23 protein-coding genes are annotated in these 23567 nt (G+C 71.6%); 14 read left to right on the forward strand and 9 right to left on the reverse strand.

All coding sequences use genetic code 11. The features are described 5' to 3' along the window. Nucleotides 1–46: 46 nt before the first annotated feature. The 6 genes from KOD61_RS00650 to KOD61_RS00675 form a co-directional block, all read right to left on the reverse strand. Nucleotides 47–1165, reverse strand: coding sequence for a DNA topoisomerase IB (locus KOD61_RS00650; protein WP_215219169.1), 1119 nt, complete (start codon nucleotides 1163–1165; stop codon nucleotides 47–49). A 50-nt stretch (nucleotides 1166–1215) separates the two neighbouring features. Continuing rightward, nucleotides 1216–2190 carry an L-histidine N(alpha)-methyltransferase gene (gene egtD, locus KOD61_RS00655; protein ID WP_251370609.1) on the reverse strand — a complete coding sequence of 325 codons (975 nt, stop codon included), beginning with the start codon at nucleotides 2188–2190 and terminating at the stop codon, nucleotides 1216–1218. 8 nt (nucleotides 2191–2198) lie between these two features. Next, nucleotides 2199–3506 (reverse strand): ergothioneine biosynthesis protein EgtB, encoded by a 1308-nt coding sequence (gene egtB / locus KOD61_RS00660; RefSeq protein ID WP_215219171.1) that lies wholly within the window; start codon nucleotides 3504–3506, stop codon nucleotides 2199–2201. A gap of 53 nt (nucleotides 3507–3559) precedes the next feature. Then, nucleotides 3560–4825 (reverse strand): heme biosynthesis protein HemY, encoded by a 1266-nt coding sequence (locus KOD61_RS00665; protein ID WP_215219172.1) that lies wholly within the window; start codon nucleotides 4823–4825, stop codon nucleotides 3560–3562. Next, the gene (locus tag KOD61_RS00670; protein WP_251370731.1) at nucleotides 4822–5745 is read right to left on the reverse strand and encodes a uroporphyrinogen-III C-methyltransferase; all 924 of its coding nucleotides are present in this window, start codon (nucleotides 5743–5745) and stop codon (nucleotides 4822–4824) included. Before KOD61_RS00670 ends, KOD61_RS00665 begins: the two co-directional genes overlap by 4 nt. Before the next feature lie 124 nt (nucleotides 5746–5869). After that, nucleotides 5870–6625, reverse strand: a complete 756-nt coding sequence (locus KOD61_RS00675; RefSeq protein ID WP_251370610.1) for a uroporphyrinogen-III synthase — start codon at nucleotides 6623–6625, stop codon at nucleotides 5870–5872. Between the two features lie 75 nt (nucleotides 6626–6700). Here KOD61_RS00675 and KOD61_RS00680 point away from each other — a divergent pair, with 75 nt between their 5' ends. The 5 genes from KOD61_RS00680 (at nucleotide 6701) to KOD61_RS00700 (ending at nucleotide 9910) form a co-directional block, all read left to right on the forward strand. Next, nucleotides 6701–7171: a YiiD C-terminal domain-containing protein gene (locus KOD61_RS00680; protein ID WP_215219174.1), complete on the forward strand. Its 471-nt coding sequence runs from the start codon at nucleotides 6701–6703 to the stop codon at nucleotides 7169–7171. Between the two features lie 46 nt (nucleotides 7172–7217). After that, nucleotides 7218–7682, forward strand: coding sequence for a hypothetical protein (locus KOD61_RS00685; RefSeq protein ID WP_251370611.1), 465 nt, complete (start codon nucleotides 7218–7220; stop codon nucleotides 7680–7682). A 78-nt stretch (nucleotides 7683–7760) separates the two neighbouring features. After that, nucleotides 7761–8198, forward strand: coding sequence for a rhodanese-like domain-containing protein (locus KOD61_RS00690; protein WP_215219175.1), 438 nt, complete (start codon nucleotides 7761–7763; stop codon nucleotides 8196–8198). Between the two features lie 136 nt (nucleotides 8199–8334). Then, on the forward strand, nucleotides 8335–8859 hold the full coding sequence (gene secB / locus KOD61_RS00695) for a protein-export chaperone SecB (protein ID WP_215219176.1): 525 nt from the start codon (nucleotides 8335–8337) through the stop codon (nucleotides 8857–8859). Nucleotides 8860–8869: 10 nt separating this feature from the next. Further along, nucleotides 8870–9910: an NAD(P)H-dependent glycerol-3-phosphate dehydrogenase gene (locus KOD61_RS00700; RefSeq protein ID WP_215219177.1), complete on the forward strand. Its 1041-nt coding sequence runs from the start codon at nucleotides 8870–8872 to the stop codon at nucleotides 9908–9910. A gap of 96 nt (nucleotides 9911–10006) precedes the next feature. On the opposite strand, the gene KOD61_RS00705 is transcribed toward KOD61_RS00700, so the two are convergent. Continuing rightward, nucleotides 10007–10579, reverse strand: coding sequence for a porin family protein (locus KOD61_RS00705; RefSeq protein WP_215219178.1), 573 nt, complete (start codon nucleotides 10577–10579; stop codon nucleotides 10007–10009). 306 nt (nucleotides 10580–10885) lie between these two features. On the opposite strand from KOD61_RS00705, the gene KOD61_RS00710 reads away from it, so the two are divergent. The 6 genes from KOD61_RS00710 to eda all read left to right on the forward strand — a co-directional run bounded on the left by KOD61_RS00710 (nucleotide 10886) and on the right by eda (nucleotide 17494). After that, nucleotides 10886–11155, forward strand: a complete 270-nt coding sequence (locus tag KOD61_RS00710; protein WP_215219179.1) for a hypothetical protein — start codon at nucleotides 10886–10888, stop codon at nucleotides 11153–11155. Nucleotides 11156–11706: 551 nt separating this feature from the next. After that, a complete protein-coding gene (gene zwf, locus KOD61_RS00715; protein WP_215219180.1) occupies nucleotides 11707–13173 on the forward strand; it encodes a glucose-6-phosphate dehydrogenase in 1467 nt (488 codons plus the stop codon). Between the two features lie 2 nt (nucleotides 13174–13175). Next, entirely contained in the window at nucleotides 13176–13889 is a 714-nt protein-coding gene (pgl, locus tag KOD61_RS00720; protein ID WP_215219181.1) for a 6-phosphogluconolactonase, read from the forward strand. Continuing rightward, nucleotides 13889–15745 (forward strand): phosphogluconate dehydratase, encoded by a 1857-nt coding sequence (gene edd, locus KOD61_RS00725; protein WP_215219182.1) that lies wholly within the window; start codon nucleotides 13889–13891, stop codon nucleotides 15743–15745. The genes pgl and edd overlap by 1 nt, the downstream gene beginning before the upstream one ends. Further along, a complete protein-coding gene (glk, locus tag KOD61_RS00730; RefSeq protein WP_215219183.1) occupies nucleotides 15742–16713 on the forward strand; it encodes a glucokinase in 972 nt (323 codons plus the stop codon). The genes edd and glk overlap by 4 nt, the downstream gene beginning before the upstream one ends. A 124-nt stretch (nucleotides 16714–16837) precedes the next feature. After that, entirely contained in the window at nucleotides 16838–17494 is a 657-nt protein-coding gene (gene eda / locus KOD61_RS00735; RefSeq protein ID WP_215219184.1) for a bifunctional 4-hydroxy-2-oxoglutarate aldolase/2-dehydro-3-deoxy-phosphogluconate aldolase, read from the forward strand. A 182-nt stretch (nucleotides 17495–17676) separates the two neighbouring features. Here the strand turns inward: eda and KOD61_RS00740 are convergent, their stop codons facing one another. Next, a complete protein-coding gene (locus KOD61_RS00740) occupies nucleotides 17677–19095 on the reverse strand; it encodes a solute:sodium symporter family transporter (protein WP_215219185.1) in 1419 nt (472 codons plus the stop codon). Nucleotides 19096–19345: 250 nt separating this feature from the next. Between KOD61_RS00740 and KOD61_RS00745 the strand changes: the two genes are divergently transcribed. Then, entirely contained in the window at nucleotides 19346–20260 is a 915-nt protein-coding gene (locus tag KOD61_RS00745) for an alpha/beta fold hydrolase (protein ID WP_215219186.1), read from the forward strand. Between the two features lie 5 nt (nucleotides 20261–20265). Here the strand turns inward: KOD61_RS00745 and KOD61_RS00750 are convergent, their stop codons facing one another. Beyond that, nucleotides 20266–20631: a YkgJ family cysteine cluster protein gene (locus tag KOD61_RS00750; RefSeq protein ID WP_215219187.1), complete on the reverse strand. Its 366-nt coding sequence runs from the start codon at nucleotides 20629–20631 to the stop codon at nucleotides 20266–20268. Between the two features lie 182 nt (nucleotides 20632–20813). On the opposite strand from KOD61_RS00750, the gene oleC reads away from it, so the two are divergent. Further along, a complete protein-coding gene (gene oleC / locus KOD61_RS00755) occupies nucleotides 20814–22466 on the forward strand; it encodes an olefin beta-lactone synthetase (RefSeq protein WP_215219188.1) in 1653 nt (550 codons plus the stop codon). A gap of 102 nt (nucleotides 22467–22568) precedes the next feature. Then, nucleotides 22569–23567, forward strand: a complete 999-nt coding sequence (oleD, locus tag KOD61_RS00760; protein ID WP_215219189.1) for a 2-alkyl-3-oxoalkanoate reductase — start codon at nucleotides 22569–22571, stop codon at nucleotides 23565–23567.

The following is a 23567-nucleotide window of genomic DNA, read 5'->3' on the forward strand; positions in this document are numbered from 1 at the left end:
GATGTCGGGGCAGTGTCCCGCCGGCGGCCGACAGGACCGGTGAAGGTCAGCCGCGGCGCGCGCGCCGGCGTCGCCCGTTGCCCGGCGTGCGGCGGTGTGCGGAACGCAGGAACTTCAGCGCGGCCGCTTCCCACTGGCGGGCGCCGCGGGCGCCATTGGCCGCGCGCTGCAGTCGACCGTCCAGCCAGCCGTCGAACACCACCGGGTCGATGTAGGCCTTGCGGCACACCGACGGCGTGTTGCCGAGGCGGTCGGCCACCGTCTGGACCACCTGGTTGCGGGCGGCGGTAAGTGCGCGCTCGGAGGGTTCGCTGCCGTCGGGGCCGCTCGGGACCGGCGTGGCCGCCAGCGCGCGGAAGGCTTCGAGGGTCCCGCCCCAGGTGCGAAAGTCCTTCGCGCTGAAACCCTCGCCCATCGCCTGGCGCAGGTAGTCGTTGACCTCGCCGGAATCGACCGGTTGCAGCGTGCCGTCGTCGTCGCGGTACTGGAACAGCGCCTGGCCCGGCAGCTGCCGGCAGCGCCGTACCAGCCGGGCCAGGCGCGCGTCGTCGAGCGTGATCTCGTGCTCGGCGCCGGCCTTGCCGCGGAACCGCAGTTGCGCCCGCCCGCCGCGCAGGAATGCGATATGGCGGTTGCGCAGGGTGGTGAGGCCGAAGGAGCGGTTGCTGCGGACATACGCATCGTTGCCGATGCGGGCGAGTGTGTCGGCCAGCAGCGCGACCACGATGGCCAGCACCTTGTCGCGTGGGAAGCCGGGTTGCGCGAGGTCGCGGCGAAGGCGCCGGCGCAGCCGCGGCAGGGCGGCGCCGAACGCGACGATGCGGTCGAACTTTCCATTGCCCCGGACTTCCTGCCAGTCGGCGTGGTAGCGGTACTGCTTGCGTCCGCGCGCGTCCCGCCCGGTGGCCTGCAGGTGCCCGTTGCGTGTGCGGCAGATCCACACTTCCGTCCACGCCGGCGGGATTGCGAGTGCGCGGATGCGCTCCAGCACCGCCTCGTCGGTGACGGTCGCGCCATCGGGCATCACGTAGGTGAAATGGGGCCCGGCGCGGCGCCGGGCGATGCCGGGCTCGTCATCGCAGACGTGGCGGAGGCCGGCCTGACTGGCGGCGTGGGCCGCGTCTTCCTGCAGGGTGGAGGCTTCACCGGGGGCGGCATTCGACATCCGCCATGGATACGGGCGCGACCGTCAACGCTGCGCCAATGCGGGTCGGCTCAGGCCGGTTCGAGCAGGCGCAGCCCGAACCAGTCGCGCGGGTCGTTCCAGCGGCGCACGACCTGCAGGCCGGCGTCGGCCACCAGCGCGTCGAACGACGCGTCGGTGTATTTGTGGCTGTACTCGACCTGGATCGTCTCACCGGGCTCGAAATGGAAGCGACGGCCACCGGCGACGACGTCCTGCGCACGCTTACTGACCAGGAACGTCTCGATGCGGCGCCGTTCGCGTGAATAGCGGGCCCGGTGGTGGAAGCCGTCGAGGTCGAAATCGCTGCCGATCTCGCGGTTGAGCCGCGCCAGCAGGTTGAGGGTGAATGCGGCGGTGACGCCCGCGGCGTCGTTGTAGGCGGCCTCGATCAGGGCCGGGTCCTTGTCCAGGTCGATGCCGACCAGCGCCTGCCCGCGCGGCCCCATCGTCTCGCGCATCGACCGCAGCAGCTCGACCGCGTCGGCGTCGGTGAAGTTGCCCAGGGTCGAACCCGGGAAGAACACCAGGGTATGGCCGGTCTCGCGTGAGGGTTCCGGCAGCGGCACCGGCCGGGTGAAGTCGGCGCACACCGGCAGCAACTCGACCTGCGGGAATTCCTCCGCCAGCCGCTCGACGCTGGCCCGTAGCGCCGTGCGCGAGATCTCGATCGGGGTGTAGGCCACCGGCGTCTCGAGTCCTTCCAGCAGCAGCCGGGTCTTGCGACCGCTGCCGCTGCCGTACTCGACCACGTGTGCGTGTGGCGCCACCGCGTCGGCGATCTGCGGCATGGCCGCGTCGAGCAGGGCGAGCTCGACCCGCGTGGGGTAGTACTCGGGCTGGCGCGTGATCTGCTCGAACAGCTGCGAGCCATGGGCGTCGTAGAAGTACTTGGACGGCAGCCACCGGGGGCTCGCCGACAGGCCGCTGACGGCGTCGCCGGCGATGTCGGCCGGCGCCGGGCGCAGGTCGGTGATGGACAGGCCGGTCGCAGTGGGCCGGGTCATCGGCGCCCTCATCGCGCGTCGCGTGCCAGCCGCACGCCGCTGAACTGCCAGCGCGCCGCTGGACGGAAGAAGTTGCGGTAGCTCGCGCGCAAGTGGTCGGCCGCGGTGGCGCAGCTCCCACCGCGCAGGACCTGCTGGCCCGACATGAACTTGCCGTTGTACTCGCCCAGCGCGCCCGGCATCTCGCGGAAGCCGGGGTAGGGCACGTAGGCACTCGATGTCCACTCCCACACGTCGCCGAACAGCTGCGACAGGTCCCCGCCGGGGGCGACGGGTGCGGCGGTCGGGTGCAGACGTCCGGCGTCGGCGAAATTGCCGGTGATGTCGCCTGATCCACGCGCAGCCGCGGCCGCGCGCTCCCACTCGAACTCGGTCGGCAGGCGGGCGCCGGCCCAGCGTACGAACGCGTCGGCCTCGTAATGGCTGAGGTGGCAGACCGGGGCGGCAGGGTCGATCGGGCGCATTCCGCCGAGGGTGAACTCGGTCTCCAGTCCCTCGTCCCAGTACAGCGGCCGGCACCAGCCTTCGCGCTCGACGGTGTCCAGGCCGTCGCTCAACCACAACGCAGCGGTTCGGTAGCCACCGTCATCGATGAACGCGCGGTACTCGGCGTTGGTCACCGGCCGGCTTGCGAGTGCATGCGCGCCGACCAGCACGCGGTGCCGCGGCGATTCGTTGTCGTAGGCGAAGCCGGAGGCGCCAGGCCACGCCGGGGCACCGACGTCGACCACCGCCTCGTCGAACCGGACCCAGTCCAGCGGCTGCAACGCGCCAGGCGTGCGCGGCAGGTCGTCGCGGTAGGCCGGTCGGAGCGGGTTGTTCCACAGCGCATGCTTGATGTCGGTGAGCAGCAGCTCCTGGTGCTGTTGCTCGTGGTGCAGCCCGAGCGTGATGCGCTGCCGTGTCGGCGCGTCGGTCTCGCCTGCCAGCAATGCCAGCACCCGCTCGTCGACCTGCCGGCGGTAGTCGTGCACCCGCGCCAGCGACGGACGCGACAACAGCCCGCGGCGTGCCTGCGCGTGGGCGTTGCCGACGCTGCGGTAGTAGCTGTTGAACAGGTGGTCCCAGCCGGGGTCGACCGGCGGTGCGCCAGGCCGGTCGGAGAGCACGAACCGGTCGAAGAACCAGGTCGTATGGGCGAGGTGCCACTTGGCAGGACTGGCCTCGGGCATCGACTGCACCATCGCGTCCTCGGCCGATAGTGGCGCGGCCAGGTGCGAGGTGCGGTCGCGGACCGCACGGTAGTGGTCCGCGAGCGCGGTGCGGGCGGGTTCGGTGTCCGGCGTGCCCGCCGGCGGGACTGGGGTCGACAACATCGACCCCAGCCTACGGACCGCGCGCTATATCCCCGTGAACGGGTGCCGAGTCGCTAGCCGCGCAGCCGCGGCATGCCGTGCTCGTCGCGCTCCTCGTGCACGGCCTCGTCGTAGATGCGCTCACGCAGGTCGCGCCCGGGCAGCTCGGTGAACGGCTCGTTGCGGCTGGCGCGCAAGGCGTTGGCATAGCTCAGGCGGGCGCGGGACTCGTCGCCGGCCTGGGCGAACCCGTGGCCGAGTTCTTCCCACGCCTCGGCGTTGGCACCCTGGGCGAGCGCGCGGTGCAGGTAGCCCTCCGACTGCGGCCACTGGCCCTGGGCACGCGACAGGCGGGCCAGGGTCAACAGCAGCCCGGGGCTGGCGGGGTGGTCCTGCAGCCAGCGCTCGGCGCGTGCGCGGCGCGCATCCATCCTGCCGATCGGCAGCCGGCCATACAGCCCGGCGAGGCCTTCGTCCCAACGGGTGTCGAGCGCGTGTTCGATGCTGCTGGCGGCGGCGTCCTCCCAGCGCAGCGCGGCGGCGCGCTCGGCGTACGCGGCGACGGCCGCGGGGTGGCTGCGCAGCGGCTTGGGCAGCGCCTCCCAGCGGTCAGCCAGCATGTTGGCGTCGCCGGCCTCGCGCAGCGAGGCTTCGGCCCAACGTGCCTCGAGTCCGTCCAGGCGCGCCGGCGGCAGCGCGTTCTGCTGGCGCAGCGGGCCCAGCAGTCCGTAGGCCTCGCCGGGGTGGCCGCTCGCGGCCAGCGCCTGGGCGCGCAGTGCAAGCCCTCGCGGCGGCAGCGGCTGCAGGTTGGGGGCATCGAGCAACGCCACGGCGTCGGCCGGACGGTCCTCTGCCAGTGCCAGTTCGGCCGCGGTCAGTGCGCGGGCGACCGGGTGCGGTTCGGCGAGCGCGTCCAGGTGCTGGCGGGCGACGGCCTCGTCGCCACGCGAAGCCGCGGCGCGCGCGGCACCCACCCGCGCGATCGCGGTGACCCCGTCGTCGTCGGCCGCCGGGTGGCGCGCGGTTTCGTCCAGCAGCCGTTCGGCGCGCTGCCAGTGGCCCAGGTGCAGGGCTTCCAGGCCGTCGGTGAAGCGCGCACGGACGGCGCGCTCGCGGCGCCTGCGCAATGCGACCAGAGGCATGCTCAGCATCTTCCAGACCAGCCACAGCGCCAACAGCGCCCCCAGCCCGATCAGCACGGCGGCGGCGAGGGTGGTGGTGTAGTCCATCCCGCGGTAGCGCACCAGCACGTAGCCCGGATCCTGCACCAGCAGTTGCGCGACCAGCGCGCCCACCAGCACCAGGACGATCAGGATCAGCAGGTTGCGGAACAGGCTCATCGGGGTTCCTCGCGGGTGGCGCGCAACTGGCGCAGTTGCCCCAGCGTGCTGCCCAGGGTCGGAAGCGAAAGTGAAAGCGGCATCGCAGCGATGCGCTCCAGCTGCGCCAGGCCGTTGTCGCGCGCTGGGCGGTCGGGTTCGAGTCGTGCCAGCCAGTCGCCCGCCCGCTGCAGTGCGGCGCGGTAGCCGTCGACGTCGCGGCGCTCGGCGGCGGCGCGGGCGAGGCTGACCTCGAGCTGGAACCCGGCCCTGGCCGCGGCCACGTCGGCCGGCTGCACCGCGACCACCGAATCGCTCGGTTGCGCATCGACGATGCCGGCAAACGCACGCCGCCACCAGGGCTGTTCGGTGGACGTCGTGTTGCGCGCCTGCCGCTGGGGCGCGGTCACCGACTGGGCGAATGCGTCCAGCCGGGCCAGCGCGATCGCGCGGGGTTCGGCCTCGAGCGCCTCCAGCGCGGCGCGCTCCTGCTGCAATGTCTGGCGCAGGCTCAGGTACGCGGGGTCGTCCACTCCCGCCAGCACGCCACCGGCCAGCGCGTAGGCGCGGCGCGCGGCGTCGAGGTCACCGGCGATCAGCAGGCGCTGCTGGCCGAGCGACAGCAACAGCTCGGCCTCGTCCAGCCGCAGCGCCTGGGCGCCGTGGCGGTCGGGGTCGGCGAAGCGGGCGAAGCTGTCCTCGATGATCGCCGAGCGCTCGCCCAAGCCGAGCAGCTCGTCGCGCAGCACCCGGTTGGTGGCGTCGGCCTGCTGCAGGCGCTGTGCCTGCGCGCGCTGGTCGCGGCGCAAAGCATCCACCCGCTGGTCGAGCGCGTCCACCAGCACCGCGGCGTCGGCCTCGGCAGCCTCGGCGGCCTGGTACCGCAGCCAGCGCTGCCAGCCGTACCAGCCCGCGGCCGCCAGCAACACGGCGAGCAGCATCAACAGCAGGGGCCAGGCACTGCCGCTGCGGCGCCGCGCGGGGATTGTCTCGTCAGGGATCGGGGTCACGGCGGCGGTGCGTGCGGAGGGCCTTGCATGCTACCGGAAGGGAGGTACCCCGCCGTCAGCGCAGCGCGGCTGCAGCGGCGTCGGCGAGGTCGGCCGGACGCGCGCTACGGGCGCGGCTGGCCCGGTCGAAACCCAGCCGCTCCGCAAGCTCGACCAGCCGGTCGCTGGCGGCCACCACCGGCAGCGCGCGCAGGCGGCTGGCGAGGTCGGGTGGCAGGTTGAGCAGGACCTGTTGCAGGCCTTCGCCGCTCGATACCGCCAGCACTGCAGGCCGTTGCAGTTCGCGCAGTGCGGTCATCGCCCGGGGCGAGGGCGACAGCGGCTGGCGATGGTAGACATCGGCACGCACGACCGTCGCACCGCGGGCCTCGAACGCCGGCACCAGGGTCCCGCGCCCGCCCGGCGCGGTGACCAGGCCGATCCGGGTGCGTGCGATGTCCTGCAGTCCGGGCAGGGCCAGCAGGCCTTCACTGTCCATCCGCTCCGGCGTGGCCACCCCGCGCGCGCCCGCGTCGGCCAGTGCCGCGGCGGTCCCGCTCCCGACCGCGAACCACTGTTGGTGCTCGGTCGGCCGCAACGGCAGCAGCGCCGCCGCCGCGCGCACCGCCGCCGGACTGGTAAACACCACCCGCGGCGCCCCCAGCGCCATCGACAGGGTGGCCTCGACATGCTCGTCGTCGCGCCGGCGCAACGCCCACGGCGAGATCGCCACCACGCCGCCGCCGTGCCGAGCGGCGGCGCTGCGCATCGGTTCGTGCTGGCCCCGCGGTCGAAGCGAAACCAGGTACCAGTCGGGAGCGGCCATGGACATGCGGTGGAGCATAGCCACCCGCCGGTGAAGCCGGCAGTGCCCTATCCTGAAGCGCCCACCCGGTCCCGTTCGCCGATGCCCCACGCCGACGCCCTCGAACGTCTTCGCCACCACTACCAGTCGATGCCGCCCGTGGCCGCGATGGGCCTGTCGATCGCCGGTTACGACGGCGAGCGCCTGCAGCTGGCCGCGCCGCTGTCGCGCCACGTCAACGACAAAGGCTGTGCGTTCGGCGGCAGCCTCGCCTCGATGATGACGCTGGCCTCGTGGGGGCTGGTATCGCTCCGGATCGAGGCCGCCGGCATCGCCGCCGACGTGTACGTGGCCGACAGCCAGGTGCGCTACCTCGCGCCGCTGTTCTCCGACATCCAGGTCACCGCCACGCTGGGACCCGACAGCGACTGGGACGGCTTCATCCAGACCCTGCGCCAGCGCGGCCGGGCCCGGGCAAACCTGGTGGCCAGCGTGCCGTTGCCCGACGGCGGCCCGGCGACCACGTTCACGGCCCGCTACGTCGCCATCGCCAAGCCGGTCGCTGAATCCTGAGCGCCGGCGCGGCTAGGATGTCGGCACTGCACTGACCGGAGCGCCCATGCGCCTGCCCCAATCGCTGTCCCCCCGGCGCCCCGCGCCCACTGCCGGCGCCACCCTCCGGGTCCTGCTGCTGCTTTTCGTGCTGCTGCTGTCGGCCTGCGCCAGCGCCGGCAAGGCCGCCAACGCGCTGGATGCCGCCCAGTACGCGTGGTCGGGCGCGATCCGCTGGGGCGATTTCACCGGCGCCGCCAACCTGGTCGACCCTGCCGTGCGCGAGGCCGATCCGTTGACCGACCTCGAACTGGAGCGCTACGAGCAGGTCCAGATCACCCGCTACCGGGACCTGGGCGCCAGCCGTGACGTCGACGCGGGCACCGCGGTGCGCGACATCGAGATCGGCGTGGTCAACCGCCACACCATGGCCGAGCGCGCGGTGCGCTACCGCGAGACCTGGCGCTGGGACCCGGAGGCGCAGGCCTGGTGGATCACGAGCGGGTTGCCAGACCTCTGGGACGGGGACTGACCGCGGACGGCCCGTGCGGCGGGCACCGGGCGGCATTTCTGCGACAATCCGCCCCCCGCCAACCGCAGTCCCGCCGCCGTGACCCTTGACGAACTGCTGGCTTTCGCCGGCCGCCATCCCTACCTCTCGCTCGGCCTTGCCGGTCTGACCGTGGCGATCATCTACACCGAGGTCGCCCGCCTGTTCCGCGGATACAAGGCGCTGCGCCCGGCCGAACTGACGGGGCTGATCAACCGCGACAACGCGCTGGTGGTCGACCTGTCCTCGACCAACGATTTCCAGAAGGGCCACATCGCCGGCAGCAAGTCGGTGCAGCCCAGCCAGTTCGATCCCGAAAACAAGATGCTGGCGGCCGCCAAGACGCTGCCGGTGGTGGTCACCTGCCGGACCGGCCAGGCCTCGGCCAGTGCCGCCAAGCGCCTCAAGAAAGCCGGGTTCGAGCAGGTCTACTGGCTCGACGGTGGCGTCCAGGCCTGGCAGCAGGCCGACCTGCCACTGGTCAAGGGCCGCGGCTGACAGACGCCATAGCGCGGGCGTCAAGCCCGCCGACAGGCCCTTGTGCCGGGCTTCGCAGCCCCCATCCTGAACGATGGCTGGCTGATTGCCGCATGCCATAATCGATCCTTTCCGCCTTATCGCTGGAGTCACCGAGATGTCCGAAGAAACCACCAACGGCGCTGTCGCGCCGGCCGAAGCCGCCGCCGGCAACACCGGGACGGCGTTCACGGTCGAGAAGATCTACGCCAAGGACGTCTCCTTCGAAGTGCCCGGTGGCCCGGCGGTGTTCAACGAGCAGGCCCAGCCGCAACTGCAGATGAACCTCAGCCAGAGCGTCCAGCGCCTCGGCGAGAACGCCTACGAGGTCGTGCTCGGCATCACCCTGACCTGCAACGCCGCCGAAAAGCCGATGTACCTGGTTGAGGTCAAGCAGGCCGGCGTGTTCGGCCTGTCGGGTTTCGAGCCCGCCCAGCTCGACGTCATGCTGGGTACCCACTGCCCCAACATGCTGTACCCGTACGCCCGCCAGCTGATCAGCTCGCTGGTGCAGTCCGGCGGCTTCCCGCCGTTCTTCCTGCAGCCGATCAACTTCGATGCGCTGTATGCCGAGGGCCTGCGCCAGCGCGCGGCCAAGCAGGCCAGCGAACTGAGCGACGCGGAAACCGGCGGCAACGCCTGACCGGCACGGCATGGTTTCCAGCCTGAACAGCGAGCCCGCGCAGACTGTCGCGGTGCTCGGCGCGGGCTCGTGGGGAACCGCGCTCGCGGCCCTGATCGCCCGGCACGGCCACCACACCGTGCTGTGGGGACGCGACGCGGCCAGCATCGCGATGATCGACCAGGGCCAGCAGAACACCCGCTACCTGCCCGGCATTCCGCTACCCGACACCCTGCGCGCGACCACCGACCTGGCGGCCGCACTGTCCGGCGCCGACCTGGTGCTGGTCGCTGTGCCGTCGCACGCGTTCGCCGACACCCTGCGGCTGCTGGCGCCGCACCGCCCGGAGGCGGCCGGCGTGTCGTGGGCGACCAAGGGTTTCGAACCGGGGAGCGGCCGTTTCCTGCACGAGGTGGCGGCCGAGGTGCTGGGCCCCGGCGTGCCGCTCGCCGTCGTCACCGGGCCGTCCTTCGCCAAGGAGGTCGCGCTCGGCCTGCCGACCGCGCTGACCGTGCATTCCGATACCGCCGCGTTCGCGCAGTCGGTGGCCGGGGTGCTGCACGGCCCCAGCTTCCGCGCCTACACCGGCGAGGACATGCTGGGCGCCGAACTCGGTGGCGCGATGAAGAACGTGCTCGCGGTGGCCACCGGCGTCGCCGACGGCATGGAGCTCGGGCTCAATGCCCGGGCCGGCCTGATCACCCGCGGCCTCAACGAGATGCTGCGGCTCAACCGCGCGCTCGGCGGCCAGCCGGAGACCCTGATGGGGCTGGCCGGACTGGGCGACCTGGTGCTGACCTGCACCGGTGACCTGTCGCGCAACCGGCGGCTCGGCCTCGCACTGGGCCGCGGCCAGTCGATCGACGAGGCGGTCACCGCGATCGGGCAGGTGGTCGAGTCGGTGCAGACCGCCGACGAGGTCATGCGGCTGGCGCGCCGCCACGGCGTCGAACTGCCGATCGCCGAAGCCGTGTACGCCGTGCTGCACGGCGAGATAACGCCCGGCGAGGGCCTGCGCCAGCTGATGGCGCGCGAGCAGAAGGCCGAGTACCCGACCGCGCTGTTCGGCTGAGTGCGCCGCGCCAAAAAGCAAGCCCCGGCCGGAGCCGGGGCTTGATCGCGACGATTTCGGGGGAGAGAGAGATTGTCGCGAGACGCGGGGTGACGCTTAGAACGTGATGCGCGGTCCGATGAAGTACTCGGCATCGCCGTCGACGAGCTTGACGTCGCCGCTGATGCCCCACATCGGGTTGAACTTCACCTGCGCACCGACGCGGCCGTAGAACTCGCCGTCGTAGTCGTTGCCATCCTCGTAGCCGGCCATCGCGTAGCCCTCGAGGTTGGTGGTGAGCGCGCCGCGCACGCCGGCTTCGACGCTGTAGCCGTTGAAGCTGTTGTCGAACTCGTCCTCGAAGCGCTCGTAGGCGACACGGGTCACCAGGTCGGCGCGCGGGGAGATCTCGTGGTTGTAGCCCAGGCCGAGGCGCATCTGGTCGACATCGACGCCTTCGAACTGCACGCCGCCGACGTTGAAGTCGTCGGTCTTCTGGCCGGAGTAGCCACCGAACACGTGGAAGTTCGGAGCGATCGCGCCGGAACCGTTGATGGCCCAGCCGTCGGAATCAAGCGCGTCGTTGGCGATGTAGCCGCCCTCGACATAGTTGTAGGACACGCCGTCGGCGGCAGAGGCGGCGAACGGCAGGGCCGCAAGCAGGGTCAGGGCGAGCAGGGACTTTTTCATGAAGGTCTTGGCCTCTTTTGATGATTGGTCCGGCCTCGGTCGCGCATTCGGGGGAGGTGCGCCGCGGCTCGGCATCGGCAGTATCCAAGTGGCGGCAAAACCGCCACTGAATTGTGAACCCACGAGTCCAGCAACTACATCGCAGGTTCAGGATCGGCCTGATCGGGTGGGACCGTCCACGTGCGGAGCGGGGGATTGAAACCTCGATCGAGACCGGCGTGGCCAGCTTCGTGAATTGACCCGTACTTAATGCCGTCGGACCTAGGGTGGATTCCCCCAAGCGGCACGTGCCCCCCGGAGTCGTCGATGAAGAGCATCCGCAAGACCGCGTCCCAGAGGTCCCGGGACGCCGCGCAGGCCGCCGCCTGCACCATCGGCATCGAGGCGCGTGCGTGTTTCGGCGACCGCCCGTGGGCGGAGATCGAGCCGGCGCTGGCACGCTGCTGGGCGAACAACTACGCGCGCCTGCGGGTCGACTGGATCTGCGTGGCCGAATGGGCCTACACCGCCTGGAACTACCGCCGCCCGCGCGCGATGCTGGCGCCGGAGCCGCCGTACGGCCAGGTGGCGTCGTGAAGCCGCGCGTACACAGCTGGCATGTCCCACCGGGCACGCGGCCGCCCCAACCCGGGCGCGAACCGCGTGTGGATCCGATGGCCAGGCTGGCGGTGCCGGTGTCCACCGCCGCCAGCGAACCGGCCGGTGCGGCTGCCGCCGGTGACGCTCCGGCAGGCGCCACGTCACAGGCACGGCGGAGTCACCGCACGCACTGAGCCCCCCGGGTCCCTGGCAAGTTGCCGGCTTGTGACCCGGATCGCAGACGGGCGTCTGCCACTGGCGTTCGATAGGCCCTGGGGTCCCGCGGCAAGGCACGCCGCCGTGGGGATGGGGACACAGGGGGATGGCGCCATGAAACCGGACAAGCCGCTGCGGCCGGACCGCACGGAATTGATGTCACGTGGATTTGCATTGCTCGCCTTGCTGGCGGGCGTTGTCTGGGCCTGGGTGCAGGGAGGGACAGCGCTCCCCTGACGTATCGCAGGCACGCCGGCGTGCTGCAAACGTATGCAGCCGCCACCCGGTGATCACCGGCAGTACGCTGCGGATCCACTGCACGGACCCGCGACGTGACCGGCACAACCGCCTCGTTGTTGACCATCTTCGGCGCCACCGGCGACCTGGCCCGGCGCATGCTGCTGCCGTCGCTGCACGGGCTCGAGCGTGACGGCCTGTTGCCATCGGCGCTGCGGGTCCTGGGCACCGCGCGCAGCGCGCTCGACACCGACGGCTTCCGCGCGCTGGTCGCCGAGGCGATCGAGGAGCAGGTCCCAGCCAGTGAGCGCGATCCCGACGCACTGGCCGCGCTGCTGCAACGCATCCAGTACCAGCCGGCTGCGCTCGATGACGCTTCCTCGCTTGCGTCGCTGTGCGACACCATCTCCCGCTTGCGCGACGGCGGTGACGCCGTCTTCCACCTGAGCACCGCACCGCGCTGGTATGCACCTGTCTGCGACGCGCTCGCCGCACACGGCGTCGCCGGCCCTGGCACCCGGGTGATGCTCGAGAAGCCACTGGGCCACGACCTCGCCAGCGCCACCGCGATCAACGACGGCGTCGCCCGTGCGTTCGACGAGGACCGCGTGTTCCGGGTCGACCACTACCTGGGCAAGGAAGGCGTACAGAACCTGCTGGCGCTGCGTTTCGGCAACGCGTTGTTCGAGCCGCTGTGGAACGCGCGCCACGTCGAGCAGGTGCAGATCACCGTGGCCGAGACCGTCGGGGTGGAAGGGCGGGGGGACTACTACGACGAGTCCGGCGCCAGCCGCGACATGCTGCAGAACCACCTGCTGCAGCTGCTGTGCCTGGTCGCGATCGAGCCGCCGTCGCAGTTCGAGCCGACCGCGGTGCGCAACGAGAAGATCAAGGTGCTGCGCTCGCTTCGCCCGATCGGCCGGGAGGAGGTCGCCGCGGAAACCGTCATCGGCCAGTACACCGCCGGCGCCGTCGGCGGCCTGGCGGTGCCGGGCTACTTGGACGAGCTTGGCCGCGGCAGTGCGACCGCGACCTTCGTCGCGCTGCGCGCGCAGGTCGACAACTGGCGCTGGAAGGGCGTGCCGTTCTACCTGCGCACCGGCAAGCGCATGCCGCAGCGTTGCACCGAGATCTACCTGCAGTTCCGCGCCGTGCCGCACTCGATCTTCGATCACGGGGGCGCGCCGCTGCAGCCCAACGCACTGGTGATCCGGCTGCAGCCGGAGGAGCGCATCGAGCTGCGGATGATGCACAAGACGCCGGGGCTGGACCGCAACGGCCTGCAGCTGTCGCAGGTCGCGCTGGACCTGGACATGCAGGAGCAGTTCGCCAGCCACCGCCGCCGCCTTGCCTACGAGCGGCTGTACCTCGATGCAATCGAGGGCAACGGCACGCTGTTCGTGCGGCGCGACGAGACCGAGGCCGCGTGGCAGTGGATCGATGCGATCCACGAGGGCTGGCGCCAAGCCGGCATCACCCCGCGGCCGTACCCCGCCGGGACCTGGGGGCCGTCGCGTGCGGTCACCCTGGCCGAGCGGCACGGCCACGCCTGGCGCGAGTGAGCATGGCGATGACCGGCCGCTTCGAACATATCCACGACAGCGCCGAGACACTGGCCGCGGCGCTGGCGGAGGAGTTGAGGCTCGCCTGCGAAGCGGCCATCGCCCGCCGCGGCCGCGCGGTGCTTGCGCTTGCGGGCGGGCAGACGCCGTTGCCGCTGTATCGTCGCCTGGCCGCCGCGCCGCTGCCGTGGTCGCAGGTGCTGTTGCTGCCGACGGACGAGCGCTGCGTGCCGCACGACCATCCGGCCTGCAACGTGCGCGCGCTGGGCGAGGCGTTCGCTGCCGCCGCCGGCATGCGGCTGGCCAGCCTGACCACGGAGGACGGCGACCCCGAGCGCTCCGAACGGGCCGCGCGCGACCTGCTGGCGGGCTACCCCGAGCCGTTCGACGCGGTGCTGCTCGGCATGGGCGGCGACGCGCACGTGGCGTCGCTGTTCCCCGGCGCACCACAGCTGGTCGAGGCGCTGGATCCGGACGGTCCCGCCGATGCCTGCCGAATCGACCCGCAGCCGTTGCCGGCGCAGGCGCCGTATCCCCGCATCAGCCTGACCGCCGCGCGCCTGCTGCGCACCCGCGCGCTGTACCTGGCGATCACCGGTGACAAGCGCGACGTGCTGCATCGCGCCCTCGCGTCGGGTGCGAAGAACGCGCGGCCGCCGGTCGCCGCCGTCCTCGACGCGGCCACCGCGCCGGTGCACGTACATTGGAGCCCGTGATGAGCCTGCACCCCACCGTCGAGCGCGTCACCGCGCGCATCATCGAACGCAGCCGCCACACCCGCGGCGACTACCTGCGGCGGATGGACGAGGCGCGTGCGCAGTCGCCAGCCCGCACGCCCGCGCGGCTTGCGCTGAGCTGCGGCAACCTCGCCCACGGCTTTGCCGCCTCCGGCGAGGACAAGCCGGCACTGCGTGACGGCCATGCCGGCAACATCGGCATCGTCACCGCCTACAACGACATGCTGTCGGCCCACCAGCCGCTGGAGCAGTACCCCAGCCTGATCCGTGCCGCCGCGCGGGCGGCCGGCGGCAGCGCGCAGGTGGCCGGCGGCGTGCCGGCAATGTGCGACGGGGTCACCCAGGGCCGCGCCGGCATGGAGCTGTCGCTGTTCTCGCGCGACACCATCGCGCTGGCGACCGCGGTCGCATTGAGCCACGACATGTTCGACGCCGCGCTGCTGATGGGTGTGTGCGACAAGATCGTGCCGGGCCTGCTGATTGGTGCACTGTCCTTCGGCCACCTGCCGGTGGTCTTCGTGCCGGCCGGGCCGATGACCACCGGCCTGTCCAATCGTGACAAGGCGGCGGTGCGCCAGCGCTACGCGGAAGGGCGGGCCACGCGTGAGGAGTTGCTGGAGGCCGAGGCGCGCAGCTACCACGGCGCCGGCACCTGCACCTTCTACGGCACCGCCAACTCCAACCAGATGCTGATGGAAGTGATGGGCCTGCACATGCCGGGCACCGCCTTCGTCAACCCCGGCACGCCGCTGCGCGATGCGCTGACCGTCGCCGCCACCGAACAGGCGCTTCGCATCACCGCCCTGGGCGACGACTACCGCCCGCTCGCGCACACCGTCGACGAGAAGGCGATCGTCAACGCGATGGTCGGACTGGCCGCGACTGGCGGCTCGACCAACCACGCGATCCACCTGGTCGCGATCGCGCGCGCGGCCGGCATCGCGATCGACTGGGACGACCTCGACGCGCTGTCGCGGGTCACCCCGCTGCTCGCGCGGATCTACCCCAACGGCAGCGCCGACGTGAACCATTTCCACGCCGCCGGTGGCCTGGGCTTCGCGATTGGCGAGTTGATCGGCGCCGGGCTGCTGCATCCGGACATCGCCTGCGTACACGGCGGCGACCTGCGCCAGCAGGCGATGGAACCCTGGCTCGATGACTTGGCGCTGCGCTGGCGCGCGCCGCCCGCGACCTCGCTCGACCCCTCGGTGCTGCGCGGGGTGGCGATGCCGTTCGATGCCGAGGGTGGACTGCGCCGGCTGGCGGGCAACCTGGGCCGGGCCGTGGTGAAGGTGTCGGCGGTTGCGCCGGCGCACCGCTCGATCACTGCGCCGGCGCGGGTGTTCGACTCGCAGGACGCAGTGCTCGACGCGTTCCGTGCCGGCACGCTGGAAGGCGACTTTGTGTGCGTTGTGCGCGGGCAGGGGCCGCGCGCCAACGGCATGCCTGAACTGCACAAGCTCACCCCGACCCTCGGCGTGCTGCAGGACCGCGGCCAGCGCATCGCGCTGCTGACGGACGGGCGCATGTCCGGCGCGTCGGGCAAGGTGCTCGCGGCAATCCACGTGACCCCCGAAGCAATCGACGGCGGCGCGCTCGCGCGCTTGCGTGACGGTGATCGGGTGCGCATCGACGCCGACGCCGGCACGCTCGACGCGCAGGTGGACGCGGCCCAGTGGCGCGCGCGCGAACCCGCCCGCACCATCGACCCGTCGAGCCGGGCTGGCATGGGCCGCGAGCTGTTCGGCCTGATGCGTGCCCACGCCGGCACTGCCGAGCAGGGCGCCTGCAGCCTGTTCGCAGATCCGGACATCGCTCGCGCGGAGGTCGCATGAGCGCAGCGGACCGCCTCGAGCTGATCGCCGACATCGGCGGCACCAACGCCCGCTTCGCGCTGGTCGACCCGGCTGCGCCGGAGCCCGAACTGTTGCACCCGCAGGCGCTCGAGAACGCACGGTTCGCGAGCCTGCAGCACGCCGCCGAGCACTACCTCGCGATGGTGGACGCACGCCCGCGCCGCGCGGCGATCGCGTTGGCCTGCCCGATCACCGGGGACGAGATCCGCCTGACCAACCGGGCGTGGTCATTCAGCCGCGCCGAGCTGCAGGTCGCGCTCGGGCTCGACGAACTGCGCCTGATCAACGACTTCGGTGCGGTCGGCTGGGCCGTGCCGGCGCTCGGTCCCGCCGATCGCATCGCCCTGTACGGGCCGACCGGCGAGGCGCTGCGGGGCCCGGTCAGCGTGCTCGGCCCCGGCACCGGGTTTGGCGTCGGCCTGCTGGTGGGAGGCGAGGGCGACTGGCACGTGGTGGAGACCGAGGGCGGCCACGTCGGGTTCGCGCCGCTGGGCGAAGAGGAGCAGGCGATCGTGCGCTGGATGAACGCACGCCACGGCCGCACGTCGTACGAGCGTGTGCTGTCGGGGAGCGGGCTGGCCTGCATCGATGCGGTGCTCCGCGGGCTTGATGACGACACCGGTCGTGCGTTGCAGCTGCGCGACCCGGCGGAGGTGGTCGCCGCGGCGCTCGACGGGCACGATGTGGTTGCGCGCCGCGCACTCGCCCGCTTCTGCGCCATCCTCGGCAGCGTCGCCGGCGACGTCGCGCTGGTGCACGGCGCGCGCACGGTGATGATCGCCGGCGGCATCGTCCCGCGCTTCATCCCGTTCCTGCGCAGCAGCGCGTTCCGCGAGCGCTTCCTCGCAAAGGGCCGCTTCGCCGCGTACCTGGAGCAGGTGTCGGTGCAGGTCGCGACCCACCCCAACCCCGGCCTGCTCGGCGCCGCCGTGGCGCTGCGGGCGTGATGGTCCGAGCCGTCGTAGGAGCGGCTTCAGCCGCGACCCCCACTGCGGGCGTCAGGACAATCGCGGCTGAAGCCGCTCCTACGGGAACATCTCCGATCAGGTTCACCCGGACGCACGCCGCCCCATGACCAGCATCGACCACGACAACCGCGCGGCCGCCATCGACGCGATCCTCGCCCGCGCACCGGTATTGCCGGTGCTCGCGATTGAGCGATTGGACGACGCCGTGCCACTCGCACGCGCGCTCGTCGACGGCGGCCTGCCGGTGCTTGAGGTCACCCTCCGTACTCCGGCCGCGCTGGCCGCGATCACCCGGATCACCGCGGAGGTCGGCGGCGCCGTTGTCGGTGCCGGTACCGTGCTGTCACCGGCCGACCTGGACGCGGTGGCCGCGGCCGGCGCCGCGTTCGCGATCTCGCCCGGCGCCACCCAGGCGCTCTACACCGCCGCGGAGGGTCAGCGCATGCCGTGGATCCCGGCGATTGCGACTGCGAGCGAGCTCATGCGCGGTCTCGATCATGGCCACCGCCGCTTCAAGTTCTTCCCGGCCGAGGCCGCTGGCGGCGTGGCGGCATTGAACGCCCTCGCCGGCCCCTTCCCGCAGGCCCGGTTCTGCCCGACCGGTGGCATCGACGCGACATCGGCCTTGCGCTATCGCGCGCTGCCCAACGTGATGACCGTTGGTGGCTCGTGGATGGTGCCCCGGGAGGCGATCGAAGCGCGAGACTGGCAGCGCATCACCGCGCTCGCGCGCGCATGCTGCGCCACCCAGCCACCGTAGGAGCGACGTAACTCGCGATCCGAATTCCGCAATCGACGAAGCCACGATCGCGACTTACGTCGCTCCTACATCCAGGCGGTTTCGGTCCGCCTTGTCGGAGCGGCTTCAGCCGCGATCGGGTCGTCGGCCCCAGCGCATTTTCTCGATCGCGGCTGAAGCCGCTCCTACAGCAAACGGGGCGATCACGCCTTGCCCAGCGCCACCGCGCTTCGGCCGTCCAGCACGCGCCCCAACACCCACGTCAACGACACCGTCGCCACCAGGGTGATGAACATCAGGTGGATGTAGTGCAGCGGGGTCCACGCGAAGGTGAATACCGCATACAGCGCCGCGCCGAACACCAGCCCGCCGCGGACCGCGCGCGAGTCGATGCGCTTGAACAGCACCGCGACGATGAAGGCCGCAAGCACCGGCATGGAGTAGAGGCCGTTGAGCTGCTGCAGGGTGGCAATGATGCTTTCGGCATGCTGGTACAGCGGCACCATCGCCAGTGACACCGCCGCGAACACCAGTGCGACCCGCTGCCCGATCCGCCGTGCGTCGGCGTCCGGGTTCAGCTTCGCCAGGTGGATGTCGCAGGTGTACAGCGCCGACGCCGAGTTGAGGCAGGAGTTGAAGCTCGACAGCACCGCCCCGGCAATCACCGCCGCGAACGCGCCCGACAGCCAGTCCGGCAACACGTCAGCCACCAGCCGCCCGTACGCCACGTCGCCGACATCGCCGTAGAGCTTGTAGGCGATCACGCCCGGCAGGATCACCAGCAGCGGCGTCACCAGCTTGAACGCCGCGGCGGCGTATATCCCCTTCTGGGCCTCGCGCACCGAACGCGCGGCCAACGCGCGCTGGGCGATGACCATGTTGGTGCCCCAGTAGAAGATGTGGATGAACACCATCCCGGTCAGCAGCGTGTGCCAGGGGATGTCGGAATCGCTGTCGCCGACCAGCGTCCAGCGCTCGGCCGGGACGCCCGACAGGTCCCAGTCGACCGCCGCCAGCGCGAACAGCGTCACCGCCACGCCCATCACCAGCAGGCCGATGCCGTTCCAGGTGTCGGAGATGGCAATCGCGCGCAGCCCGCCAAACGCGGCGTAGGCCAATCCACCGGCGGCGAACAGCGCCGCGATGGTGGCAATCGACCACTCCAGCCCGAACATCGACTTCATGAAGACCGCGCCGGTGTACAGCACCACCGGCAGCAGGATGAACATGTAGCCGGCCAGGAACAGCACCGACACCACCCGCCGCAGCGCCGGGTCGCCGAGACGCTTTTCCAGCAGTTCGGTGGTTGTGGTGCAGTCGTGGCGGTAGTACATCGGGACCAGCACGTGCGCCAGCACCAGCAGGCCGGCGGCGGCGCCGAACTCCCACCACGCAACCAGCATCATCTGCGCGCCGTTCATGCCGACGATCTGTTCGGCACTCAGGTTGGTCAGCAGCAGCGACCCGGCGATGAACGGCCAGGCCAGGGTGCCGCCGGCGAGGAAGTAGTCACGCGAGGCGTTGGCGCTGTGCACCGCCCGCCGGCAACGCCACCACGTCAGCAGCGCGACCAGCGCGGTCAACGCGACGAACACCGCCACCTGCAATGCATTCGAGTCCAAGCTCCGGTCTCCCCGCCGGCCAGCAACCCCGCCACGCTAGCGCGCAGCCGCACCGCAGCATCGCCCCGCACGCGGTGAATACGTATGCAGCGCACGCGCCCCGCTGCCAACCGGCCACCGTAGGAGCGACGTAAGTCGCGATCGTGGAACCGGCGTCCGACAGGGCCCCGGATGCCGCGCCGATGGCCAAAGCTGCCTTCGGTCGCCTCTCGGCAGACAATAGGCCCCTTGACCTGCCGCCGTTGAGCCGATGATTCCTTCCGTTCTTCCCGATTTCACCTTCACTCCCCGCCGCTTCGAAGTACGCCCCGGCATCGGGATGAGCTACCTCGACGAGGGCCCGCGCGACGGCGAGATCGTGGTGATGCTCCACGGCAATCCGTCATGGAGCTTCTATTGGCGCCACCTGGTAGCGGGCTTGAGTGACCGCTACCGCTGCATCGTGCCCGACCACGTCGGCATGGGCCTGTCCGACCGGCCCGATGACGCGGCCGGTGCGTCGCCGCGCTACGACTACACGTTGCAGTCGCGCGTGGACGATCTCGATGCCCTGCTTGCGCACCTGGGCATCACCGGCCCGGTCACGCTGGCGGTGCACGACTGGGGCGGGATGATCGGTTTCGGCTGGGCGTTGTCGCACATGGCGCAGGTGCGGCGGCTGGTAGTGCTCAACACGGCGGCGTTTCCGCTGCCGTCGGCCAAGCCGATGCCGTGGCAGTTGTCGCTCGGTCGTGACTCGCGCATCGGCGGTTGGCTGATCCGGCGGTTCAACCTGTTCGCCCGCGGGGCCGCGTGGCTGGGGACGGAACGCGTGCTCCCGGCGGATGTGCGGCGGGGCTACATCGCGCCTTACAACGGCTGGCGCAACGCGATCAGCACGCTGCGCTTCATGCAGGACATCCCGCTGCGCGAGGGCGACCCGGCGTGGCCGCTGGTGGCGGAGGCCGGCCGGCGACTGCACGGGTTCGCCGACCGCCCGGCCTTCATCGGCTGGGGGTTGAAGGACTTCGTGTTCGACCGGCACTTCCTGGACGGGTTCCGCCGCGCGCTGCCGGAGGCGGACGTGCATGCGTTCGACGATGCCGGCCATTACGTGCTGGAAGACCGGCACGAGGTGCTCGTCCCGGCCATCCGCGCGTTCCTGGACACGCACCCGATCGCTTGATGCGGTCAGGCGGCGATGTCGCCGTCGTCGTGCCAGTCGGCGGGGGTGAGCGGTGCCAGGCCGTGGGCGATGCGGGCCTTGTCGCACTGCGGGCTGTGCGCGCCGAACTCCCAGGACGCGAGCACCTCGCGGCACACGCTCGGCTTGTCGGGGTGGATGGTGCAGCGTGCCCGTACGCCGATCTCGGCATCCAGGGCGATGCAGCGCGGCGCTGGCGACCAGGTGCCCCGCATGTAGACGCGGTGCGGGTCGAGCCGCGCGGTCAGTCCGGCCGGCACGGTGCCGCCCATCATGGGTTCGGTCTCCGACCAGTGGAAGCCGACGCGGAAGTGGGCGCAGCAGGCGCCGCAGCTCAGGCAGGGATGGTTCACGGGCGCAAGCCGGTGGGCCCGGGCGGCCGGGAGGACGCCGGAATCGGGGCGGCGATTTTGCGGGTTCCACGGCCGCGCGCAAGCCCCCCGTGGCGATCCGTATCGCCCGCGGGGCCTACGGTTCAGGCAGGTGTTGGCGCGCGCGGCTTCGCCCGGCCTGCGCCAGCGGCGACAATGGCGCCATGACCGCTCCCTGCAACATCGCCGCCGCGCTGCCGCGGCTGGCTGCCGAGTCGCCGGACCGCATTGCGATGCGTTGCCCCGGCGGGCGTGGACCCGACGGCATGGCGCGTTACGACGTCACCCTGACCTACGGCGAGCTCGACGCGCGCAGCGATGCGATCGCCGCCGGCCTGGCCGCGCACGGCGTGGTGCGCGGCACCCGCACGGTGGTGATGGTGCGGCCGTCACCGGCGTTCTTCCTGCTGATGTTCGCGCTCTTCAAGGCCGGCGCGGTGCCGGTGCTGGTCGACCCGGGCATCGACAAGCGCGCGCTGCGGCAATGCCTGGACGAGGCGCGGCCGGAGGCGTTCGTCGGCATCCCGCTGGCACACCTCGCGCGGCGGCTGCTGGGATGGGCGCGGTCGGCCAGCGTGCGGGTCACCACCGGTGCCCGCGCATGGCTGGCGGACACCACCCTGGCCGATGTCGAGGCGGCGGGGGTTGGTGCGGGGCCGCAACTGGCCGACACCGCGCCGGACGACGTCGCCGCGATCCTGTTCACCAGCGGCTCGACCGGGGTGCCCAAGGGCGTGGTCTACCGCCACCGTCATTTCGTGGCGCAGGCGGCCATGCTCGGCGAGGCGTTCGGCATCGCGCCGGGCGGGGTCAACCTGCCGACGTTCCCGCCATTCGCCCTGTTCGACCCGGCATTGGGGCTGACGTCGGTGATCCCGGACATGGACCCGACGCGGCCCGCCCGTGCCGACCCGCGTCGCCTGCACGACGCGATTGCGCGGTTCGGGGTCGACCAGCTGTTCGGCTCGCCCGCCCTGATGGCGGTGCTCGCCCGGCACGGTGCACCCCTGCCGACAGTGCGACGGGTGATGTCGGCGGGCGCGCCGGTGCCGGCCGAGGTGGTCGCCAGTCTGCGTGCGTTGCTGCCTGAAGACGCAGAGTTCTGGACGCCATACGGCGCCACCGAATGCCTGCCGGTCGCGCTGGTCGAAGGCCGCGAGCTGCAGGCCACGCGCGCGGCGACCGAGGCCGGCGCCGGTACCTGCGTCGGCCGTCCGGTGCCGCCCATCGAGGTCCGCATCATCGCCATCACCGAGCAGGCGATCGCGCGCTGGGACGACGCACGCGAACTGCCGGCGGGCGAAGTCGGCGAGATCACCGTCGCCGGGCCGACCGCGACCGACACCTACTTCAACCGCGACGCGCAGACGCGGTTGGCGAAGATCAGCGAGCACACCCCGGGCGGTGATCGCGTCGTGCATCGCATGGGCGACGTGGGCTACTTCGACGCCGAGGGCCGGCTGTGGTTCTGCGGCCGCAAGTCGCACCGGGTCGCGACCGCGTCCGGCACGCTGTTCACCGAGCAGGTCGAGCCGGTCTTCAACACCCACCCGAAGGTGCGACGGACCGCGCTCGTCGGTGTCGGCGCCATCGCGGCACGGACGCCGGTGCTGTGCGTCGAGCTGGCCGAGGGCGTAGCGCGCGGCGAGTGGTCCGGCATCGAGCGCGACTTGCGCCGCATCGGCGCCGCGCACCCGCACACCGCCGGCATCGATCGCTTCCTGCGGCATCCGGGATTCCCTGTCGACATCCGTCACAACGCCAAGATCGGCCGTGAGACGCTGGCCGCCTGGGCGCAGAAGCGCCTGCCGTCGTAGGAGCGGCTTCAGCCGCGATCGGATATCGCGAGCCACCACTGGGTCTTCGATCGCGCCTGAAGCCCGCTCACACCGAACCTGCACGAACACGGAGGCACTCAATTGAAGATCCTGGTCACCGGCGGTGGCGGCTTCCTCGGCCAAGCCTTGTGCCGCGGCCTGCGCGCCCGCGGCCATGAGGTCGCCAGCTTCAACCGCGGGCACTACCCGGAACTCGAGGCGATCGGCGTCGCCCAGCTCCGCGGCGACCTGGCCGACCGCGACGCCGTCATCGCCGCCGCCGACGGCTGCGAAGCGGTCTTCCACAATGCGGCCAAGGCTGGCGCATGGGGGCCGTACGAGGACTACCACCGCGCCAACGCGCTGGGCACGCGGCACGTGCTGGACGCGTGCCGCACCCATCGCATCGGCCGCCTGGTGTACACCTCCACCCCGAGCGTCACCCACCGCGCGACGCACCCGGTCGAGGGCCTCGGCGCCGACGAGGTGCCGTATGGCGAGGGCTTCAAGGCGCCGTATGCCACCACCAAGACCATCGCCGAAAAGGAAGTGCTGGCGGCCAACGATGCAGCGCTCGCCACCGTCGCCCTGCGTCCGCGGCTGATCTGGGGGCCGGGCGACAACCAGCTCCTGCCCCGGCTGGCCGAACGTGCCCGGACCGGCCGACTGCGGCTGGTCGGCGACGGCCACAACCTGGTCGATACCACCTATATCGACAATGCCGCACAGGCGCATTTCGACGCGTTCGACGCGCTCGCGCCGGGCGCCGCCTGCGCTGGCCGCGCCTACTTCATCAGCAACGGCGACCCGCGCACCATGCGCGAGACCATCAACGCGCTGCTTGCCGCGGTGGGTGCGCCCACGGTCGACAGGACCGTACCGTTCGGCCTCGCCTACGCCATCGGCGCCGCCTGCGAAGCGCTGTGGGGTGCATTGCCGCTCAAGGGCGAGCCGCCATTGACGCGCTTCCTCGCCGAACAGCTGGTCACCCCGCACTGGTACGACATGGGCCCGGCGCGGCGCGACTTCGGTTACGTGCCGCCGGTCGGCTTCGACGAGGGCCTCGCCCGCCTCCGGGAGGCCTGGCACCCCACCCCGTAG

It is taken from the genome of Lysobacter luteus (assembly GCF_907164845.1).
GTDB classification, from domain to species: domain Bacteria; phylum Pseudomonadota; class Gammaproteobacteria; order Xanthomonadales; family Xanthomonadaceae; genus Novilysobacter; species Novilysobacter luteus.

Excerpts from the sequence above, each read along its gene's own strand:
- KOD61_RS00650 (WP_215219169.1), bottom strand. The coding sequence starts at position 1,165 with ATGTCGAATGCCGCCCCCGGTGAAGCCTCCACCCTGCAGGAAGACGCG.
- egtD (WP_251370609.1), bottom strand. The coding sequence starts at position 2,190 with ATGACCCGGCCCACTGCGACCGGCCTGTCCATCACCGACCTGCGCCCG.
- egtB (WP_215219171.1), bottom strand. The coding sequence starts at position 3,506 with ATGTTGTCGACCCCAGTCCCGCCGGCGGGCACGCCGGACACCGAACCC.
- KOD61_RS00665 (WP_215219172.1), bottom strand. The coding sequence starts at position 4,825 with ATGAGCCTGTTCCGCAACCTGCTGATCCTGATCGTCCTGGTGCTGGTG.
- KOD61_RS00670 (WP_251370731.1), bottom strand. The coding sequence starts at position 5,745 with ATGCTGCTCGCCGTGTTGCTGGCGGCCGCGGGCTGGTACGGCTGGCAG.
- KOD61_RS00675 (WP_251370610.1), bottom strand. The coding sequence starts at position 6,625 with ATGTCCATGGCCGCTCCCGACTGGTACCTGGTTTCGCTTCGACCGCGG.
- KOD61_RS00680 (WP_215219174.1), top strand. The coding sequence starts at position 6,701 with ATGCCCCACGCCGACGCCCTCGAACGTCTTCGCCACCACTACCAGTCG.
- KOD61_RS00685 (WP_251370611.1), top strand. The coding sequence starts at position 7,218 with ATGCGCCTGCCCCAATCGCTGTCCCCCCGGCGCCCCGCGCCCACTGCC.
- secB (WP_215219176.1), top strand. The coding sequence starts at position 8,335 with ATGTCCGAAGAAACCACCAACGGCGCTGTCGCGCCGGCCGAAGCCGCC.
- KOD61_RS00700 (WP_215219177.1), top strand. The coding sequence starts at position 8,870 with ATGGTTTCCAGCCTGAACAGCGAGCCCGCGCAGACTGTCGCGGTGCTC.
- KOD61_RS00705 (WP_215219178.1), bottom strand. The coding sequence starts at position 10,579 with ATGAAAAAGTCCCTGCTCGCCCTGACCCTGCTTGCGGCCCTGCCGTTC.
- KOD61_RS00710 (WP_215219179.1), top strand. The coding sequence starts at position 10,886 with ATGAAGAGCATCCGCAAGACCGCGTCCCAGAGGTCCCGGGACGCCGCG.
- pgl (WP_215219181.1), top strand. The coding sequence starts at position 13,176 with ATGGCGATGACCGGCCGCTTCGAACATATCCACGACAGCGCCGAGACA.
- edd (WP_215219182.1), top strand. The coding sequence starts at position 13,889 with ATGAGCCTGCACCCCACCGTCGAGCGCGTCACCGCGCGCATCATCGAA.
- glk (WP_215219183.1), top strand. The coding sequence starts at position 15,742 with ATGAGCGCAGCGGACCGCCTCGAGCTGATCGCCGACATCGGCGGCACC.
- eda (WP_215219184.1), top strand. The coding sequence starts at position 16,838 with ATGACCAGCATCGACCACGACAACCGCGCGGCCGCCATCGACGCGATC.
- KOD61_RS00745 (WP_215219186.1), top strand. The coding sequence starts at position 19,346 with ATGATTCCTTCCGTTCTTCCCGATTTCACCTTCACTCCCCGCCGCTTC.
- oleC (WP_215219188.1), top strand. The coding sequence starts at position 20,814 with ATGACCGCTCCCTGCAACATCGCCGCCGCGCTGCCGCGGCTGGCTGCC.